This is a genomic window from Pseudomonas sp. SMV71, from assembly GCF_052042015.1.
Taxonomy (GTDB): Bacteria; Pseudomonadota; Gammaproteobacteria; order Pseudomonadales; family Pseudomonadaceae; genus Aquipseudomonas.
Genome location: NZ_JBKGGU010000016.1, coordinates 82,261 through 102,064, shown reverse-complemented (window position 1 = coordinate 102,064; position 19,804 = coordinate 82,261). Strand labels below are relative to the sequence as shown.

General features: G+C 62.2%; 13 protein-coding genes. 8 read left to right on the top strand and 5 right to left on the bottom strand.

Going from position 1 to position 19,804, the window contains the following annotated elements; translation table 11 throughout:
* Positions 1–69: 69 nt before the first annotated feature.
* Both putA and ACLEJQ_RS17870 read left to right on the top strand, forming a co-directional pair.
* The gene (gene putA, locus ACLEJQ_RS17875; RefSeq protein ID WP_440797000.1) at positions 70–4,023 is read left to right on the top strand and encodes a trifunctional transcriptional regulator/proline dehydrogenase/L-glutamate gamma-semialdehyde dehydrogenase; all 3,954 of its coding nucleotides are present in this window, start codon (positions 70–72) and stop codon (positions 4,021–4,023) included.
* A 184-nt stretch (positions 4,024–4,207) separates the two neighbouring features.
* The gene (locus tag ACLEJQ_RS17870) at positions 4,208–6,010 is read left to right on the top strand and encodes an acyl-CoA dehydrogenase (RefSeq protein WP_440796998.1); all 1,803 of its coding nucleotides are present in this window, start codon (positions 4,208–4,210) and stop codon (positions 6,008–6,010) included.
* A gap of 162 nt (positions 6,011–6,172) precedes the next feature.
* Here the strand turns inward: ACLEJQ_RS17870 and ACLEJQ_RS17865 are convergent, their stop codons facing one another.
* Positions 6,173–6,475, bottom strand: a complete 303-nt coding sequence (locus tag ACLEJQ_RS17865; protein ID WP_440796996.1) for a cell division protein ZapA — start codon at positions 6,473–6,475, stop codon at positions 6,173–6,175.
* Positions 6,472–6,702 (bottom strand): hypothetical protein, encoded by a 231-nt coding sequence (locus ACLEJQ_RS17860; RefSeq protein ID WP_440796994.1) that lies wholly within the window; start codon positions 6,700–6,702, stop codon positions 6,472–6,474. The genes ACLEJQ_RS17865 and ACLEJQ_RS17860 overlap by 4 nt, the downstream gene beginning before the upstream one ends.
* 244 nt (positions 6,703–6,946) lie before the next feature.
* Here ACLEJQ_RS17860 and ACLEJQ_RS17855 point away from each other — a divergent pair, with 244 nt between their 5' ends.
* The 4 genes from ACLEJQ_RS17855 to selO all read left to right on the top strand — a co-directional run bounded on the left by ACLEJQ_RS17855 (position 6,947) and on the right by selO (position 15,509).
* On the top strand, positions 6,947–8,572 hold the full coding sequence (locus tag ACLEJQ_RS17855) for a methyl-accepting chemotaxis protein (RefSeq protein ID WP_440796992.1): 1,626 nt from the start codon (positions 6,947–6,949) through the stop codon (positions 8,570–8,572).
* 302 nt (positions 8,573–8,874) lie between these two features.
* Positions 8,875–10,617, top strand: coding sequence for a potassium/proton antiporter (locus ACLEJQ_RS17850; RefSeq protein ID WP_440796990.1), 1,743 nt, complete (start codon positions 8,875–8,877; stop codon positions 10,615–10,617).
* 34 nt (positions 10,618–10,651) lie between these two features.
* Entirely contained in the window at positions 10,652–14,008 is a 3,357-nt protein-coding gene (mscK, locus tag ACLEJQ_RS17845; RefSeq protein ID WP_440796988.1) for a mechanosensitive channel MscK, read from the top strand.
* A 37-nt stretch (positions 14,009–14,045) separates the two neighbouring features.
* Positions 14,046–15,509 (top strand): protein adenylyltransferase SelO, encoded by a 1,464-nt coding sequence (selO, locus tag ACLEJQ_RS17840; protein WP_440796986.1) that lies wholly within the window; start codon positions 14,046–14,048, stop codon positions 15,507–15,509.
* A 255-nt stretch (positions 15,510–15,764) separates the two neighbouring features.
* Here the strand turns inward: selO and ACLEJQ_RS17835 are convergent, their stop codons facing one another.
* Positions 15,765–16,046 carry a hypothetical protein gene (locus ACLEJQ_RS17835; RefSeq protein WP_440796984.1) on the bottom strand — a complete coding sequence of 94 codons (282 nt, stop codon included), beginning with the start codon at positions 16,044–16,046 and terminating at the stop codon, positions 15,765–15,767.
* A gap of 266 nt (positions 16,047–16,312) precedes the next feature.
* Positions 16,313–17,218 (bottom strand): LysR family transcriptional regulator, encoded by a 906-nt coding sequence (locus ACLEJQ_RS17830; protein ID WP_440797079.1) that lies wholly within the window; start codon positions 17,216–17,218, stop codon positions 16,313–16,315.
* Between the two features lie 204 nt (positions 17,219–17,422).
* Here ACLEJQ_RS17830 and ycaC point away from each other — a divergent pair, with 204 nt between their 5' ends.
* Together ycaC and trxC are read left to right on the top strand one after the other, a co-directional pair.
* Entirely contained in the window at positions 17,423–18,049 is a 627-nt protein-coding gene (gene ycaC / locus ACLEJQ_RS17825) for an isochorismate family cysteine hydrolase YcaC (RefSeq protein ID WP_440796982.1), read from the top strand.
* Between the two features lie 175 nt (positions 18,050–18,224).
* On the top strand, positions 18,225–18,647 hold the full coding sequence (trxC, locus tag ACLEJQ_RS17820; protein WP_440796980.1) for a thioredoxin TrxC: 423 nt from the start codon (positions 18,225–18,227) through the stop codon (positions 18,645–18,647).
* A 126-nt stretch (positions 18,648–18,773) separates the two neighbouring features.
* On the opposite strand, the gene ACLEJQ_RS17815 is transcribed toward trxC, so the two are convergent.
* Entirely contained in the window at positions 18,774–19,544 is a 771-nt protein-coding gene (locus tag ACLEJQ_RS17815) for a ParA family protein (RefSeq protein WP_440796978.1), read from the bottom strand.
* Positions 19,545–19,804: the final 260 nt, after the last annotated feature.

The window sequence follows — 19,804 nt, the reverse complement described above, 5'->3', positions numbered from 1 at the left end:
ATTCTGCGCGCAGCTAATCTTGCCGCCAGCTGATGCCACGCCGTACGTGGTAAACATGAGGATAAAAATATGGCTACCACCACCCTCGGGGTCAAACTCGATGACCCGACCCGCGAACGCCTCAAGGCGGCCGCAACCTCGATTGATCGCACGCCGCACTGGCTGATCAAGCAGGCAATTTACAATTACCTGGAAAAACTCGAGGGTGGTGCAACCCTGACCGAGCTCAACGGTGCTCTTCGCGCCGACAGCGATGACGCCGGCGAGGTCCCGGTCGACCACGCGCACCAATGTTTCCTGGAATTTGCCGAAAGCATCCTGCCGCAATCGGTCCTGCGCGCTTCCATCACGGCCGCCTACCGTCGCCCAGAGCCGGAAGTGGTTCCGATGCTGATCGAACAGGCGCGCCTGCCGGCCCAAATGGCCGAGGCCACCAACAAGCTGGCCGCCTCGATTGCCGAGAAGCTGCGCAACCAGAAGAGTGCCGGCGGCCGTGCCGGGATTGTCCAGGGCCTGCTGCAGGAGTTCTCCCTGTCGTCCCAGGAAGGCGTGGCGCTGATGTGCCTGGCCGAAGCGCTGCTGCGCATTCCGGACAAAGGCACCCGCGACGCACTGATCCGCGACAAGATCAGCACCGGCAACTGGCAACCGCACTTGGGCAACAGCCCGTCGCTGTTCGTCAACGCCGCGACCTGGGGCCTGCTGCTGACCGGCAAGCTGGTCGCCACCCATAATGAAGCGGGCCTGACCTCCTCTCTGAGCCGCATCATCGGCAAGAGCGGCGAGCCGATGATCCGCAAGGGCGTCGACATGGCGATGCGCCTGATGGGCGAGCAGTTCGTCACCGGCGAAACCATCGCCGAAGCCTTGGCCAACGCCAGCAAATTCGAATCCAAGGGCTTCCGCTATTCCTACGACATGCTGGGTGAAGCCGCACTCACAGAACATGACGCCCAGAAGTACCTGGCCTCGTACGAACAAGCCATCCACTCGATCGGCAAAGCGTCCCACGGCCGTGGGATTTATGAAGGCCCAGGCATTTCCATCAAACTCTCGGCCTTGCACCCACGTTACAGCCGCGCCCAGTACGAGCGCGTCATGGACGAGCTGTACCCGCGCCTGTTGTCGCTGACCCTGCTGGCCAAGCAATACGACATCGGCCTGAACATCGACGCCGAAGAAGCCGACCGCCTCGAACTGTCCCTGGACCTGCTGGAGCGTCTGTGCTTCGAGCCGCAACTGACCGGCTGGAACGGCATCGGCTTCGTGATCCAGGCGTACCAGAAGCGCTGCCCGTATGTGATCGACTATGTGATCGACCTGGCTCGCCGCAGCCGTCACCGCCTGATGATCCGCCTGGTAAAAGGCGCCTACTGGGACAGCGAGATCAAGCGCGCCCAGGTCGAAGGCCTGGAAGGCTATCCGGTCTACACCCGCAAGGTGTACACCGACGTGTCCTACATCGCTTGCGCCCGCAAGCTGCTGTCGGTGCCGGAAGTCATCTACCCGCAGTTCGCCACCCACAACGCCCACACGTTGTCGGCCATTTATCACATCGCCGGTCAGAACTATTACCCGGGCCAGTACGAATTCCAGTGCCTGCATGGCATGGGCGAACCGCTGTACGAGCAGGTGGTAGGCAAGGTTTCCGACGGCAAGTTGAACCGTCCGTGCCGCGTGTACGCCCCAGTCGGCACCCACGAGACGCTGCTGGCCTACCTGGTGCGTCGCCTGTTGGAAAACGGCGCCAACACCTCGTTCGTCAACCGCATCGCCGACCAGTCCATTTCCATTCAGGAGCTGGTGGCCGACCCGGTCGCGAGCATCGAGCAAATGGCGACTCTGGAAGGTGGTTTCGGCCTGCCGCATCCGCGCATTCCATTGCCACGCGACCTGTACGGCAGCGAGCGCGCCAATTCCAGCGGCATCGACATGGCCAACGAACATCGCCTGGCCTCTTTGTCCTGCGCGCTGTTGGCAACGGCCCATAACGACTGGAAGGCCGCGCCGATGCTCGGTTGCGCCGCCAGCGAGGAAACCCCGGCACCGGTCTTGAACCCGTCCGATCACCGTGACGTGGTCGGGCATGTACAGGAAGCCACCGTCGCCGACGTCGACAACGCTATCCAATGCGCCCTCAATGCCGCACCGATCTGGCAGGCCACGCCACCGGCCGAGCGCGCCGCAATCCTGGAGCGTGCCGCCGACCTGATGGAAGGCGAGATCCAGCCGCTGATGGGCCTGTTGGCTCGTGAAGCAGGCAAGACCTTCGCCAACGCCATCGCTGAAGTCCGCGAAGCGGTGGATTTCCTGCGTTACTACGCGGTACAGGCACGCAACGATTTCACCAACGACGCCCACCGTCCACTGGGCCCGGTTGTGTGCATCAGCCCGTGGAACTTCCCACTGGCGATCTTCAGCGGCCAGGTCGCCGCAGCCCTGGCGGCCGGCAACCCGGTCCTGGCCAAGCCTGCCGAGCAGACCCCACTGGTGGCCGCCCAGGCTGTGCGCCTGCTGCTTGAAGCCGGCATTCCGGAAGGCGTATTGCAACTGCTGCCGGGCCGTGGCGAAACCGTCGGCGCCCGTCTGGTGGGTGACGAGCGGGTCAAAGGCGTGATGTTTACCGGTTCCACCGAAGTAGCGCGCCTGCTGCAACGCAACATCGCCGGTCGCCTGGACAACCAGGGGCGCCCAATCCCGTTGATCGCCGAGACCGGCGGCCAGAACGCGATGATCGTCGATTCCTCGGCCCTGACCGAACAGGTCGTCATCGACGTGGTGTCGTCGGCCTTCGACAGCGCCGGCCAGCGTTGCTCGGCCCTGAGGGTCCTGTGCTTGCAGGAAGATTCCGCCGACCGCGTGATCGAAATGCTCAAGGGCGCCATGGCCGAGTCGCGCCTGGGTAACCCGGAGCGCCTGTCGGTCGACATCGGCCCGGTGATCGACGCCGAAGCCAAGGCCGGCATCGAGAAACACATCCAGGCCATGCGCGACAAAGGTCGCACCGTGTACCAGATGGCAATTGCCGACAGTGACGAGTGCAAGCGCGGCACCTTCGTGATGCCGACCCTGATCGAGCTGGAAAGCTTCGATGAGCTGCAGCGCGAGATCTTCGGCCCGGTGTTGCACGTGGTGCGCTACAAGCGCAAGGAACTGGATCAGTTGATCAATCAGATCAATGCCTCCGGTTATGGCCTGACCCTGGGTGTGCACACCCGCATCGACGAAACCATTGCCAAGGTGGTCGACAATGTCCACGCCGGCAACGTCTACGTGAACCGCAATATCGTCGGCGCCGTGGTCGGCGTGCAGCCGTTCGGTGGCGAAGGCCTGTCGGGCACCGGGCCCAAGGCCGGTGGCCCGCTGTACCTGTACCGCCTGCTGTCGACTCGTCCGACCGATGCGATCCAACAGTCCTTCGTGCGCGCCGATGCCGTCAGCGCGCCAGACCTGCGCCTGCGCGAAGCCATGAGCAAGCCGTTGACCGCCCTGCAAGCCTGGGCCGACAGCCAGAAACTCGCCGAGCTGAGCACCTTGTGCGTGCAGTTCGCGGCCCAGTCGCAAAGCGGTATCACCCGCCAGCTGACCGGCCCGACGGGCGAGCGCAACAGCTACGCCATCCTGCCGCGCGAGCACGTGTTGTGCCTGGCCGACGTGGAAGGCGACCTGCTGACGCAACTGGCGGCCGTACTGGCTGTAGGCGGCTCGGCCGTGTGGCCGGAAACCGACACGAGCAAGGCCTTGTTCGCCCGCTTGCCGAAGGACATTCAGGCACGCATCCAGCGCGTTTCCGACTGGACCAAGGATGACGTGGTATTTGACGCGGTCCTGCACCACGGTGATTCGGATCAATTGCGCAGTGTTTGCCAGCAAGTGGCCAAGCGTGCCGGCGCCATCGTCGGGGTCCACGGTTTGTCACAAGGCGAAACCGGTATTGCGCTGGAGCGCCTGGTGATCGAGCGGGCGCTGAGCGTCAACACTGCGGCGGCGGGCGGTAACGCCAGCCTGATGACGATCGGTTAACAGCAGCGGCAAGTTTTGAGCTGCAAGCTGCAAGCTGCAAGCTGCAAGCTGCAAGCTGCAAGTAAAAGCTACGCGCTTACTTGCAGCTTGCAGCTTGTGCCGCTTTATCACCCCCATCAATCTTCCTGTTCAGCCTCTATTACCCAGCCTAGACTCGGCCCATTCCCAAACAAGGTAGGCCGCCATGTCCGAGACGCTGCTCAGTTCCCGCAATCTGGCTTTCGAGCTGTATGAAGTCCTTGATGCCGAGGGCCTGACCCAGCGTGAGCGGTTTGCCGAGCACAATCGCGAAACCTTCGACGCGGCCCTTGGAACGGCCCGCAACATTGCCGAGAAGTACTTCGCGCCGCATAACCGCAAGAATGACGAAAACGAACCCCGTTACGAAAACGGTCAGGCCGTGCTGATTCCCGAGGTGAAGCCAGCGGTGGACGCATTCCTGGAGGCAGGCTTTCTCAATGCCGCCCGCAGTTTCGACGCCGGTGGCATGCAGCTGCCGACCTTGCTGTCCCAGGCCTGCTTCGCACACTTCCAGTCGGCCAACGCCGCCTCCACCTCTTATCCGTTCCTGACCATGGGCGCGGCAAACCTGATCGAGAGCTTCGGCAGCGAGGAACAGAAACGGCGTTTCCTGCAACCGATGATCGACGGGCGCTTCTTCGGCACCATGGCCCTGACCGAACCCCACGCAGGCTCGTCGCTGTCGGACATCCGCACCCGCGCCGAGCCGGCGCCGGACGGCACCTACCGCCTCAAAGGCAACAAGATCTTCATTTCCGGCGGCGATCACCCGTTGTCGGAAAACATCGTGCATATGGTCCTGGCGAAACTGCCGGACGCACCAGCGGGGGTGAAGGGTATTTCGCTGTTAATCGTGCCCAAGTTCTTGGTCAACGACGACGGCAGCCTCGGCCCGCGCAACGACGTGCTGCTGGCCGGGTTGTTTCATAAGATGGGCTGGCGCGGCACCACGTCCACGGCGCTGAACTTTGGCGACAACGGCGAGTGCGTCGGCTATCTGGTGGGTAAGCCACACCACGGCCTGAGCTACATGTTCCAGATGATGAACGAGGCGCGGATCGGCGTCGGCATGGGCGCGGTGATGCTGGGTTACGCCGGGTACCTGTATTCCCTTGAGTACGCTCGCGAACGTCCGCAAGGCCGGGTGCCCGACAGTAAGGACCCGACTACCGCACCAGTCGCGATCATCCAGCATGCCGACGTGCGGCGCATGCTGCTGACCCAGAAAGCTTATGTCGAAGGCTCGTTTGACCTGGGCCTGTATGCGGCGCGGTTGTTCGACGATACCACCACACTTGAAGACGAAGCCGAACGGCGGCGCGCCCATGAACTGCTGGATCTGCTGACGCCCATCGTCAAATCCTGGCCGTCGGAGTTTTGCCTGAAGGCCAACGAACTGGCCATCCAGATTCTCGGCGGCCACGGCTACACTCGCGAGTACCCGGTGGAGCAGTACTACCGCGACAACCGCCTGAACCCGATCCACGAAGGCACCCACGGCATCCAGTCGCTGGACCTGCTGGGCCGTAAACTGGCGCAGAACGGCGGCGCCGGGCTCAAGCAATTGATTCGCCTGGTGGCCGACACCACCGAGCGCGCCCAGGCCCACGATTCACTGACGCCCTTGCGCCAGCCGCTGGAAGCCCTGGTGGCGAGCTTGCAGACAGTCACCCTGGGCCTTCTGACCGATCTGGCCCAGGGCAAGGTCAATAGCAGCCTCGCCAACTCCGCGCTGTATCTGAAGGTGTTTGGTCACATGGTGATCGGCTGGCGCTGGCTGGAACAGGCGATTCGCGCCGAAGAAGGCCTGGCCAGGGGCGATGCCGCAGACAGCGACTTCTACAAGGGCAAGCTGCAAGCGGCGCGGTATTTCCTGACCTGGGAAATTCCCGGCTGCCACCATGAACTGGCATTGCTCGAAGCGCGGGACGACACGTGCCTGGGGATGCGGGACGAGTGGTTCTGAGCCGGGTGTTGTAGCGCGGCTCAAATCGCTATCGCGAGCAGGCTCGCTCCCACACTGGTTCCGAGTGAACGCCAAGTCTGCGCTCACAGCAGATCAAATGTGGGAGCGAGCCTGCTCGCGATGACATAAGCACAGACGACACGGCGTTATGAGCCGAAACCTTCACGCCTGCTGAATCGTCTTGGCAATGACATCCACCGTAGCGCTGACCTGCTCTTGATAACGCTCGAGCTCCGCTTGATGGTTTTTCTGCATCTCGATCTGCTGCGAGCACAGGTTCATGGCCGCCAGCACCAACAGCCGATCACCGATCAGCGTCGGATATTTACGCTTGGTCTCGGCCAGGGCCGTCTTGAGCATCGAAGCGGCGTCCAGCAAGGCCTGTTCCTGGCCGGCCGGCGCCTTGATTGAATAGTCCTCTCCCAGGATCGAGATGACCGTTACCCCGTCGGCGGCGTGCTTCATGCGCTGACAGTGCCTGCACTGGCACGCTCGATCAGCGCCTGGATACGCGCAGCTGTGGTGCCGTGCAGTTCTTCCTGTTCCATCAGGCTCAGTTGCAGGCTTTCGTTTTCATCCTTGGCCCTGGCAAGTTCTGCGCTCAGGGTTTCATTCAGGCCGGTGAGGTGGCGGTTCTGTTGCACCAGGTCATTGACCAGTTGCTCCAGCTGGCTGAGGGATGCTTCCAACATATTGATTTCCAGGGATTTTCAGGGGGCGCGTACGATAAAGAAAAGTCACCGGCGATGCTATGGGGCATAGGCGACGGTGCTTCGCTGGCGAGCTGTAAAGACTGTGGTTCACGAATCTGGTTCCTACCCTTCGTCGTAACGGCGCGACAAAACCCCGCACGCTCCTCAAGACTTCAGTCACATGACCGATAAGTCAGGCATACCCGTAACAGTCTCGCACGGACGCCCCTTTCCGGTACTTTCCATGTCCTTACGTAATATGAACATCGCGCCGCGGGCGTTCCTGGGGTTTGCCCTGATCGGCGCCCTGATGCTGGCCCTTGGTGTATTTGCCCTGAGCCAGATGAGCAAGATCCGCACGTCCGGCGAAAACATCGTCGAAAACAGTGTGCCCAGCATCAAGGCCCTCGACGAATTCACTCAAATCACCCTGCGCCTGCGCGTGCTGTCCTATCGGCTGCTGGTCAACCGGGAACCGGACATCCAGCAGAAGACCTACGATCTGTTGGAACAACGCAGCCAGCAGATCCGCGCCGCCCAGACCGCTTATGAAAATCTCATCAGCGCTGCGGATGAACGGGCCGCCTATGACCAACTCGTACAGCTGTTGGGCCAGTATCGCCAGCTTGAAGATCGGATGAAAACCCTGTCGCGCAACAACCAGGTCGATGACCTGCGCGTGCTGCTCAACACTGAACTGCTGAGTAATTCCGATGCCGTCAACGCGGCCATCGCCCGCCTGGTGGAGATCAACAACCTGCAAGCCGAAACCTTGAACCAAGGCGCGACGCAGCAATATTCCACGGCCTTCAACTGGGTGGTCACGCTGCTGGTCATCGCCACCGGCCTGACCCTGCTGTTCGCCTGGCTATTGACCAACAGCATCACCAGACCGATTGCCAATGCCCTGGATGCCGCCGAAGAGATCGCCAAGGGCAACCTGACCCGGCCGATCATCGTCGATGGCAGCGATGAAGCCGGACGCCTGCTGCGGGCCATGTCGACCATGCAGGAAAAACTGCGCGACACCCTGCAACGCATCTCCGGCTCGGCCACGCAACTGGCCTCCGCCGCCGAGGAGCTCAACAGTGTCACCGACGAAAGCGCCCGCGGCCTGACCCAGCAGAACAACGAAATCGAACAGGCCGCCACCGCCGTCAACGAAATGACCAGTGCCGTGGAAGAAGTGGCGCGCAACGCGGTCAGTACCTCGGAAGCCTCGAAGCACGCTACGACGTCGGCCGGCGATGGTCGGGACCTGGTGCAAGAGACGGTCAGCGCCATCGAACGCATGAGCGCCGACGTGCAAGGCACTGCGACCTTGATCGGCAACCTGGCCGATGAGTCCCGTGACATCGGCAAGGTGCTGGACGTGATTCGTGGCCTGGCCGACCAGACCAACCTGTTGGCGCTGAACGCAGCCATCGAAGCCGCCCGTGCCGGTGAAGCCGGTCGTGGCTTTGCCGTGGTGGCGGACGAGGTGCGTGCCCTGGCGCATCGCACCCAGCAGTCGACCAGCGAGATCGAGCGCATGATCGGCAGCATCCAGAGCGGCACCGAACAGGCCGTGGATTCGATGCGCAACAGCACCGAGCGCGCCGAGTCGACCCTGAACATCGCTCGCGGCGCCGGCATGTCCCTGGACACGATCAACACCGCCATCGTCGAGATCAACGAGCGCAACCTGGTCATTGCCAGCGCCGCCGAAGAACAGGCCCAGGTGGCCCGCGAAGTGGACCGCAACCTGGTGAACATCCGCGACCTGTCGGTGCAATCGGCCACCGGCGCCAACCAGACCAGCGCCGCCAGTGCCGAACTGTCGCGCCTGGCGGTGGATCTGAACAGCATGGTCGGGCGGTTCAGCCTCTGATCTGCGTAACGGTTGATCGTCCCACTGACCGTGAGCGATCAACCCTCCAGCTTTCGTGGCGAGGGAGCTTGCTCCCTCTGGACCGATCCGACGCCTCGGGCGAAGCGGCCCCAGGACCTAAAAGTGACGACTGCTTCGCAGCCGAGCGGGAGCAAGCTCCCTCGCCACGGTATTGCTGCCGCCCTTGTAGCCCTATCTCCAACCTTTTTTGACAGCATCACATTTCAACAGGTTAGAATCGCTGGCACGCAGACTGCATGGTCAGTCCGTGCCCGCCCTTGATTTTTTTCGGAGTACTGCCTTTGACTGCAACCACCATCAACAGCCTGTTCTTGATCGGCGCGTTGCTGGTAGGTGCGAGCATCCTGGTGAGTTCTCTTTCGTCCCGCCTGGGAATCCCGATCCTGGTGATCATCCTGGCCGTGGGCATGGTGGCCGGTGTCGACGGCGCCGGTATCCTTTTCGATAACTACGCCACCGCCTACCTGGTCGGCAACCTCGCCCTGGCTGTCATCCTGCTGGACGGCGGTTTGCGCACCCGGGTTTCCAGTTTCCGGGTGGCGTTGTGGCCGGCGCTGTCGCTGGCCACCGTCGGGGTGTTGATCACCACCGGGCTGACCGGCCTGGCGGCGGCGTGGCTGTTCAACCTGAACCTGATCCAGGGGCTGCTGATCGGCGCCATCGTTGGCTCGACCGACGCCGCGGCGGTGTTTTCGCTGCTCGGCGGCAAAGGCCTGAACGAGCGCGTCAGCGCTACCCTCGAGATTGAGTCCGGCAGTAACGACCCGATGGCCGTGTTCCTGACCGTTACCCTGATCGGCATGCTCGCCAGTGGCGAAACCGGCCTGCATTGGAGCCTGCTCGGGCATCTGGTGCGCGAGTTCGGTATCGGCTCGGTGCTCGGCCTGGGCGGCGGCTGGCTGATGTTGCAACTGGTCAACCGGATCAACCTGGCCAACGGCCTCTACCCGATCCTGGTCATCAGCGGTGGCCTGGCGGTATTCGCCCTGACCAACGCCCTGCACGGCAGTGGCTTCCTGGCGGTGTACCTGTGCGGCCTGGTGTTGGGCAACCGTCCGGTGCGCAGCCGCCACGGCATTTTGCATATGCTCGATGGCATGGCCTGGCTGGCCCAGATCGGCATGTTCCTGGTGCTGGGACTGCTGGTCACGCCTCATGACCTGCTGCCGATCGCCCTCCCCGCCCTGGGCCTGGCGTTGTGGATGATCCTCTTTGCGCGCCCGCTGTCGGTCATGGTGGGCTTGCTGCCGTTCAAGGCGTTCCACGGTCGCGAGAAAGCCTTCATTTCCTGGGTCGGCCTGCGCGGCGCGGTGCCGATCATCCTCGCGGTGTTCCCGCTGATGGCTGGCCTGCCCCACGCCCAGCTCTATTTCAACCTGGCGTTCTTTATCGTGCTGGTGTCGCTGCTGGTGCAGGGCACGAGCCTGCCATGGGTCGCCAAATTGCTGCATGTCACCGTACCGCCCGAGCCGCTGCCGATCTCCCGTGCCGCGCTGGAAGTGCACGTCACCAGCGAGTGGGAGCTGTTCATCTACCGCCTGGGCGCGGAGAAATGGTGCATCGGCTCGCCATTGCGGGACTTGAAAATGCCTGATGGCACGCGCATCGCGGCGCTGTTCCGTGGGCAGCAACTGCTCCATCCGTCGGGTAGCACCGTGCTGGAAGTCGATGATCTGCTGTGTGTCATCGGGCATGAACACGACTTGCCGGCCCTTGGAAAGCTCTTCAGCCAGGCGCCGCAACGGGGCCTGGATCTACGCTTCTTCGGCGACTTCGTACTCGAAGGAGACGCCCAGCTGGCCGCGGTTGCCGCCCTGTACGGGTTGAAACTGGAGGGCATCGATCCGGACATGTCCCTGGGCCGTTTCATCGCCCAGAAAGTTGGCGGTGCGCCAGTAGTCGGCGACCAGGTGGACTGGAACAACACCCTGTGGACCGTCGCGGCCATGGACGGGAACAAGATCGGCAAAGTGGGCGTCAGATTCCCCGAAGGAAGTCGCCCGGGTCCCGGCTTGTTCCTCTAAACTGCTCCCACTCTCATTTGCTCGACCGGTCTCTATGCCTACCCTGCGCTCCTTTTTAGCCATCGCCCTGCTGGGCCTGAGTCTCTCCGTCTGCCCACTGCAAGCCGCTGAACTGCCCACCAGCGCCTCGGTGCAAGCCAGCCTGGACAAGATCGGCGACCGCAAGCTGCCGGAAGCCGACGAAAAAGCCTTGCAGGCCGTGTTGCAGAACACCCTGACTCAGCTCAACAACAAGGCGGACTACGAACAGAAGCTGGCAGCTCTCAAGCAGCAGTTGGCCAACGCGCCGAAGCAGAACATAGAGAACCAACGCGAACTGACCCGGCTCAAGGGCACCAATGTGGTGCCGGTGGCGCAACGCTACGCCAACCTGCCGATTCCCCAGCTCGAGCAGATGCTGACGGAACGTTCCACCCAGCAGGGCGACCTGCAAAAGGCCCTGGCCGAGGCCAACAGCCTAATCATCACCGCCCAGACCCGCCCTGAGCGGGCCCAGGCGGAAATCTCCAGCAGCCAGACCCGCATCCAGCAGATCAACGCCATCCTCAAGGCCGGCCGGGACGCCGGCAAAGCCCTCACCGGCGAGCAGCGCGACCAGCTCAATGCCGAGCTGGCGGCGCTCAACGCGCTGATTCCGTTGCGCCGCCAGGAACTGGCCGGCAACAGCCAGCTACAGGACCTGGGCAACGGCCAGCACGACTTGCTGATGGAAAAAATCGCCCGCATGGAGCAGGAAATCCAGGACCTGCAAAACCTGATCAACCAGAAACGCCTGGCCCAGTCCCAGGAAACGGTGACCCAGCAATCCATCGAGGCCCAGAAGGCTGGCGGCAGTAGTCTGCTGGCGACCGAAAGCGCGACCAACCTCAAGCTCTCCGACTACCTGCTCAAGAGCACCGACCGCCTCAACGAAGTCACCCAGCAGAATTTGCAGACCAAGCAACTGCTGGACAGCGTCACCCAGACCGACGCGGCCCTGGACGAGCAGATCAGCGTACTCAAGGGCAGCCTGCTGCTCTCGAAGATTCTCTACAAGCAGCGCCAGACCCTGCCGCGCCTGAAGCTGGACCAGAACCTGGCGGACCAGATCGCCGATATTCGCCTGTACCAGTTCGAGGTCAGCCAGCAGCGCGAGTTGCTGAACAACCCCAGCGCCTACGTAGAAAACCTGCTGGCCTCCCAGCCATCGGAGCAAGTCACACCGCAACTGCGCAAGACCTTGCTGGACCTGGCGCTGACCCGCGTCGACCTGCTGGAACGCCTGAACCGTGAATTGAGCGCGGTACTCAACGAATCCATCACCTTGCAGCTCAACCAGAAGCAATTGCTCAGCACCGCCCAGAACCTGCGGGCCACCCTCGAAGAACAAATGTTCTGGATTCCCAGCAACAAGCCGCTGGATTTCGAATGGCTGCGGGCCGTGCCGACACGCCTGGAAAAACAGGTGGACTCGCTGCCCTGGGCCTCGAGCCTCAGTGAATTGGCCGATGGCCTGACCCAGCGCCCGCTGCTGTTCCTGCCCCTGGCGCTGCTGATCGGTGCGTTGCTGTGGCGACGCAAGCATCTCTATGCCCGCTTGAACAAGGTTCACCAGGACGTCGGTCACTTCAAGCGTGACAGCCAGTGGCACACGCCGCAGGCGATTCTGATCAACATCCTGCTGGCCATGCCGGTGGCCCTGGCGCTGACCCTCTGCGGCTATGCCCTGCAAATCGACGCCCGCGGCCAGAACGCCAACCTCGGCGCGGCGCTGCTGCAGATCGGCCAGGCCTGGCTGGTGTTCTACACCGCTTACCGCGTGCTGGCGCCCGGAGGCGTGGCCGAGTTGCATTTCCGCTGGGAAAAACCCCAGGTCGAATTCCTCCAGGGCTGGATCCGCCGCCTCGGGCTGGTGGTGCTGGCGCTGGTGGCGGTGGTCGCGGTGGCCGAGTTGCAGCCTTCGACCCTGGCCGACGATGTGCTCGGCATGCCGGTGGTGCTGACCTGCTACGCCCTGATGGCGTGGTTGCTCAGCCGCCTGCTGCTGAGCAGCCCGACCCACCAGAACACCTCGCTGTTTCGCAAGGCCGTCGGGGTGCTGTTCACCGCGCTGCCGATCGCGTTGTTCGTGGCAGTGTGCTTCGGCTACTACTACACCGCGCTGAAGCTCAGCGACCGGCTGATCAATACCCTGTACCTGCTGATGTTCTGGCTGGTAATCGAAGCCACGTTCGTGCGCGGCCTGTCGGTCGCGGCGCGGCGCCTGGCCTATCAGCGCGCCCTGGCCAAGCGCCAGGCCGCCAAGGAAGCCGGCGATGGCGAGGCGGTGGTCGAGGAGCCGACCCTGGATATCGAGAAGGTCAATGAACAGTCCCTGCGCCTGATCCGCCTGGCGCTGCTGGGTGGATTCATCGCCGCGCTGTACTGGGTCTGGTCGGACCTGATCAGCGTGTTCTCGTACCTGGACAACATCACCCTCTACGAATACACCAGCGGCACCGGCGCCAACATGAGCATGGTGCCCATCAGCATCGGCGACATGCTCGGCGCGCTGATCATCATCGGCATCACCTTCGCCCTGGCGCGCAACCTGCCGGGCCTGCTGGAAGTGTTCGTGCTGTCGAAGCTGAACCTGGCCCAGGGCAGCGCCTACGCCACCACCACACTGCTGTCCTATGTGATCGCCGGCGTCGGCTTCGTCACCACCCTGTCCACCCTCGGCGTGAGCTGGGACAAACTGCAATGGTTGGTGGCTGCGCTGTCGGTGGGCCTGGGCTTCGGCATGCAGGAGATCTTCGCCAACTTCATCTCCGGGATCATGATCCTGTTCGAGCGCCCGGTGCGCATCGGCGACACCATCACCATCGGCAACCTGTCGGGCACGGTCAGCAAGATCCGCATCCGTGCGACCACCATCACCGACTTCGACCGCAAGGACATCATCGTCCCGAACAAGACCTTCATTACCGGGCAATTGATCAACTGGTCGCTGACCGACACCGTGACCCGGGTAACCCTGAAACTGGGCGTGGACTACGGTTCGGACCTGGACCTGGTGCGCGAACTGCTGCTCAAGGCCGCACGGGAAAACCCACGGGTGCTCAAGGAGCCGGAACCGATCGTGTACTTCCTGAACTTCGGGGAGAGCACCCTCGACCACGAATTGCGCATGCACGTGCGAGACCTGGGCGACCGTAACCCGGTGCTGGACGAGATCAACCGCTTCATCAACCGTGAATTCAAGAAGCAGCACATCAATATTTCGTTCCGGCAGATGGAAATCTACCTGAAGAACCTTCACGGCCAGGAATACAAGCTGGTGCCCGCCGAGCCCGATCACAAGACCATAGCGCCGTCGACCGTCGCCAATATCAAACCGGTACCAGAGCCACCGCAACAGAATCTCGACTGATCGCGGGGTGCCCCTGGGCATCGCGCAGGAGACGGCCATGAAAACCCTGGAAACATTGACCTTCGACAACTGCTTCGCCCGCCTGGGCGACGGTTTCTCGGCCCACGTACTGCCCGAGCCCATCGACAACCCTCGCCTGGTCGTTGTCAGCCCCGCCGCCATGGACTTGCTGGACCTGGACCCGGCCGAAGCCGAGTCGCCGCTGTTCGCCGAGCTGTTCGGCGGTCATAAGCTGTGGGCCGAGGCCGAACCCCGGGCCATGGTCTATTCCGGGCATCAGTTCGGCCATTACAACCCGCAACTGGGTGATGGGCGCGGGCTGCTGCTGGCAGAGGTGTACAACGAGGCCGGTGAACACTGGGACCTGCACCTCAAGGGTGCCGGCCAGACGCCATTCTCACGGATGGGCGACGGCCGGGCGGTGCTGCGCTCCTCGATCCGCGAATTCCTGGCGTCCGAAGCCCTGCACGCCTTGGGCATTGCTACCACCCGCGCGCTGTGCGTGATCGGCTCGGACACCCCGGTGTGGCGGGAAAAGCAGGAGCGCGCGGCCATGGTCCTGCGCCTTTCGCCCAGCCATGTGCGCTTCGGCCACTTCGAATACTTCTACTACACCAAGAAACCCGAGCTGCATGCGGCCATCGCGGAGCATGTGCTGAACCTGCACTTCGCCGAATGCCGCGAGCAGCCGGAGCCGTACCTGGCGATGTTCCGGGAAATCGTCGAGCGCAATGCCGAGTTGATTGCGAAATGGCAGGCCTATGGCTTCTGCCATGGCGTGATGAACACCGACAACATGTCGATCCTGGGCATCACCTTCGACTTCGGGCCATTCGCCTTCCTCGACGACTTCGACGCCAACTTCATCTGCAATCACTCAGATGACCAGGGCCGCTACTCATTCAGCAATCAGGTGCCCATCGGGCAGTGGAACCTCAGCGCCCTGGCCCAGGCCCTGACGCCCTTCATCAGCGTCGAGGCCCTGCGTGAAACCCTCGGCTTGTACCTGCCGCTGTATCAGGCTCACTACCTGGACCTCATGCGCCGCCGCCTCGGCCTGACCCGCGCTGAAGAGGACGATCAGAAACTGGTGGAACGCCTGTTGCAACTGATGCAGAACAGCGGCGTCGACTACAGCCTGTTCTTCCGCCGCCTGGGCGACCAGGCGCCCGGACAGGCCATCGCGACCCTGCGCGATGATTTCGTCGACCTAAAGGGCTTCGATGCCTGGGGCGAACTCTACATAGCCCGCGTCAACCGCGAAGGCACCGTCGACCAAGACCAGCGCCGAACCCGCATGCACGCAGTCAATCCGCTGTATGTGCTGCGCAACTACCTGGCCCAGAAAGCCATCGACGCCGCCGAGTCCGGCGACTATGAAGAAGTCCGCCGCTTGCACAGCGTGCTGAGCAAGCCGTTCGAGGAACAACCGGGAATGGATGCCTATGCGCAACGTCCACCAGAGTGGGGCAAGCATCTGGAGATCAGTTGCTCCTCATAATGCTGAGGCGCTCGTGGCGATGGAGCTTGCTCCCGCTCGAGTGCGTAGCGCTCGCCTTGGGACTTGAAAGGCCAGGGGCTGCTGCGCAGCCCAGCGGGAGCAAGCTCCCTCGCCACAAAAAGCAGGTCGGCGTGATCCAGATGAATCAGCGCCGATTAACGGCTGCTGCGCAGCCTACAGGGATGAATTCCCTCGCCACAGGCTTTGCTTCGCCCCGGATGATCTTTAGCTGACTGGCTTTATAAAAAATGCCACTCATCCCACCTTATCGTTCCCCTGCTCAGGCGTTTCGATTCCTGACTCTGTTTCGGCATCCGCTTGCTCATCCGCCGGTTTTGCCGGTGGTGTTTCCTTCGGATAGCCGGGTAAACCGCGGGTGTCTTCCGGGGTCAGCTCATCCCGGTCATGGCGCTCATCAGTGGCGTATGACGGGGCGGCGTTCGGGTCTTCGTCGCGGCCGGCGGTGCCGAGTACGAAGCCGTCGTCGTTGGGGCTGTTCAGCGTGGTGGAAAGGGTTGGGTCTTGAGGATTGCTCATGGGGCCTCCGGATATGAACAGGTGCGTTTTATTTTTGAGGGCCTGGCGCGCCTTGCGTGCGGCGGACCTGATGAATGGCACCGTGAGAAGACCTGGAGAAAATCTCTGTGGGAGCGAGCCTGCTCGCGATGGCGGTGGATCAGCTTGCATCGATGTTGAATGTGCCGCCGCAATCGCGAGCAGGCTCGCTCCCACATTGGGGCCTGCGGTGGCCCCTACTTTCATGCCCGGCGCAAATCCCGTGGGAGCGGGCTTGCTGATTCACGCTAAGCCATATCGCTATGGCTGAATTCCTCTGCCAGGAAGTCGATCAACGTGCGCACCGACGGCAGCAACCCGCGCCGTGAGGCAAAGATCGCGTGGACGATCCCGCACTTGGGCGTCCAGCCCGGCACTAGTTCCACCAGGCGGCCCGCCGCTATGTCTTCGCGTACCACCACGGTGGGCAGGTGGGCGACGCCGATACCCGCCAGTACCGCATGCCGCAGGGCCAGCAGGTCGTCGGTGACCATGCGCGGTTCATGGCGGATCAGCGCACGGCTGCCATCCGGGCCGAACAGTTCCCACTGGTATTCGCGTTGCGCCGAGCCCCAATGCACGCTGGGCAGGCCGTTGAGGTCCGCCGGGGAAGCGGGAGACGACAGACGCTCCAGATAAGCCGGGCTGCCTACCAGGCATTGGGTGCTGTTGCTCAGCACTTTCATGACCATGTCGGTGTTTTCCAGCGGCGGAAAGCGCACCCGCAAGGCGATATCGAACCCTTCATGAATCAGGTCGACCCGGCGGTTGGTGCTCTCGATGAACAGCTCCACCCGCGGGTATTTGATCATGTAGCGGGTCAGCATCGGCCCGACCCAGCTATTGAGCAATGCCGTCGGGCAACTGATGCGCACCAGCCCCTGGGGTTCGGAACGGTTGCGCTCGATCACTTCGGCCGCGCTCTCGGCCTCGACCCGCATCGCCAGGCAGCGCTGGTAATAAGCCTGGCCGATCTCCGTGAGCGTGCAAAGGCGGCTGGTGCGATGGATCAAGCGCACCCCGAGCCGCTCCTCCAACTGGGCGATACGCCGACTGAGCTTGGACTTGGGCATGTCCAGCGCACGACCGGCAGCAGCGAAGCCGCCGTGTTCCACCACTTGGGTGAAGTAGTAAAGCGTATTGAGGTCTTCGATGATCGTTCTCCAAATAGAACGCAAAGGCGGATTTTTGCAGTCTAGCGCATCAAAGGTATCACTTTTAATCTATGTCCATCGCTTAGGAACACAGGCCGAAGCCAAAAGCTTCAGTCGGATCGACACCCGATTTAACGCTGTACCGAGTTCAAAACCTTAACCCCGCCGAATCGTTCGGCACCCAAACTTTATGAGGATTACGCCATGACCACTTCCTACAACCGCCTGGACAAAGACAACGCCGCCGTTCTGCTGGTAGACCACCAGGCCGGCCTGCTGTCGCTGGTACGCGACATCGATCCGGACCGTTTCAAGAACAACGTTCTGGCCCTGGCTGACCTGGCAAAATACTTCCAACTGCCGACCATCCTCACCACCAGCTTCGAAACCGGCCCCAACGGCCCGCTGATGCCCGAGCTCAAGACCCTGTTCCCGGACGCGCCATACATCGCTCGCCCTGGCCAGATCAACGCCTGGGACAACGAGGATTTCGTCAAGGCCATCAAGGCCACCGGCAAGAAGCAACTGATCATCGCCGGCGTTGTGACTGAAGTCTGCGTGGCCTTCCCGGCACTGTCGGCCCTGGCCGAAGGTTTCGAGGTGTTCGTGGTCACCGATGCCTCCGGTACGTTCAACGAGCTGACCCGTGACTCGGCCTGGGACCGCATGTCCACCGCCGGCGCCCAACTGATGACCTGGTTCGGCCTGGCCTGTGAGCTGCACCGCGACTGGCGCAACGACGTGGAAGGCCTGGCGACCCTGTTCTCCAACCACATCCCGGACTACCGCAACCTGATGACCAGCTACAACACCCTGACCAACGGTAAATAACCCGCATCACATCACCTCTGTGGGAGCGAGCTTGCTCGCGATGGTGGTAAGCCAGTCAACACATCATTGACTGTGCTGCCGCCATCGCGAGCAAGCTCGCTCCCACAAGGTTTTTTGTGGTGGCTGTCGGGCCGTGTTCAAATCGTTGCATCGATGTTTTTCTGGAGCCACGCCAATGCTGATCCCCTGCCCCCACTGCAATGGGCTCAACCGCATACCCACCGAACGCCTCGGCGACCAGCCCAAGTGCGGGCGCTGCAAGGCGCAAGTGCTGTCGAGCAAACCGTTCGAACTCAAGCAAGGTGACTATGCCAGCCAGATCAAGGGCGACCTGCCGCTATTGGTAGATGTCTGGGCCGATTGGTGCGGGCCCTGCAAGTCCTTCGCGCCGGTGTTCGAACAGGCCGCCACGCAACTGCTGGGCAAATGCCGGCTGGCCAAGCTCGACAGCGAGGCCAACCAGCAACTATCGGCGCAACTGGGGATCCGCTCGATTCCCAGTCTGATCCTGTTCAAGGAAGGCCGGGAAGTGGCGCGCCAGAGCGGGGCAATGCCTTTGCCGCAGCTGATGGGGTGGTTGCGTAGCCAGGGGGTTTGAGATCACACAGACCACTGTGGATCACTGCTGCCCCTGTGGGAGCGAGCTTGCTCGCGATAGCGCACTGACAGACAACGCCCTGTTGCATGTGTCCTCGTCATCGCGAGCAAGATCGCTCCCACAGGATCAAGCGCCTTCCAGCAATCCATGCAGCTCGACGAACTGCTGGGTCAGCTTGTGCCGTGGGTCCAGGTGAATCAGCGGTAGGCTGGCCTGGTGGGATTCGCGCATGCGCACCGAGCTGCTCAGGTATACCGGCAATACCGGCAGGCCTTCTGCGATCAGCTCGTCCAGCATCTGTTGGGGCAGGCTGGCGCGGGCCTGGAATTGGTTGACGACGATGCCTTCGACTTCCAGACCGTCGTTATGGTCGTCCTTGAGCTCGTCGATTTCCGCCATCAGCCCGTAGAGCGCCTGGCGGGAGAAGCTGTCACAGTCGAAGGGAATCAGCACGCGATCAGCGGCGATCAGCGCTGAAACCGCATAGAAGTTCAGGGCCGGCGGGGTGTCCAGATAGATCCGGTCGTAGTCCTCGTCCAACTCTTCCAGCAGTTTGCGCAGCTTGTTGATCTTGTGTTTCGCCTCGAGCTTGGGCTGCAGGTCCGTCAGTTCCGCCGTGGCAGTGATGACATGCAGGTTGTCGAACGGTGTCTCGTAGATATCCACCTTGCTCTTCTTCGAGAAGGGCCCGGACGACAGGGTCTGCTTGAAGAAGTCGGCGATTCCCATGGGAATCTCGTCCCCGGTCAGGCCGGTCAGGTATTGAGTGGAGTTGGCTTGAGCGTCCAGGTCCACCAACAGTGTGCGATACCCTTCGCTGGCGCTGACTGCTGCCAGGTTGCAGGCAATGCTGGATTTGCCCACGCCACCTTTCTGATTGAACACCACACGCCGCATGGCAAAGCCTCCGTGTCTCAAAGATTCCCGAGTGTAGTAGGCCGCGACACCGCTTAGCTACCTTCTGCGTAGACGGACTACAGCATCGGTGGCTTTTTCCACGACTGAGGCGTCAATGGCTGCTGCATAGGCCGCAAGCAACCAACAGACAGGCGCGTCACAATCGCGATAATGGTTCCAGCCTGAGACTCAGTGCACTGATTCGTACATTTTTGCTGTGCAAAATGTAACCAGTATTTGCTACAAGCCAACCGCACCGG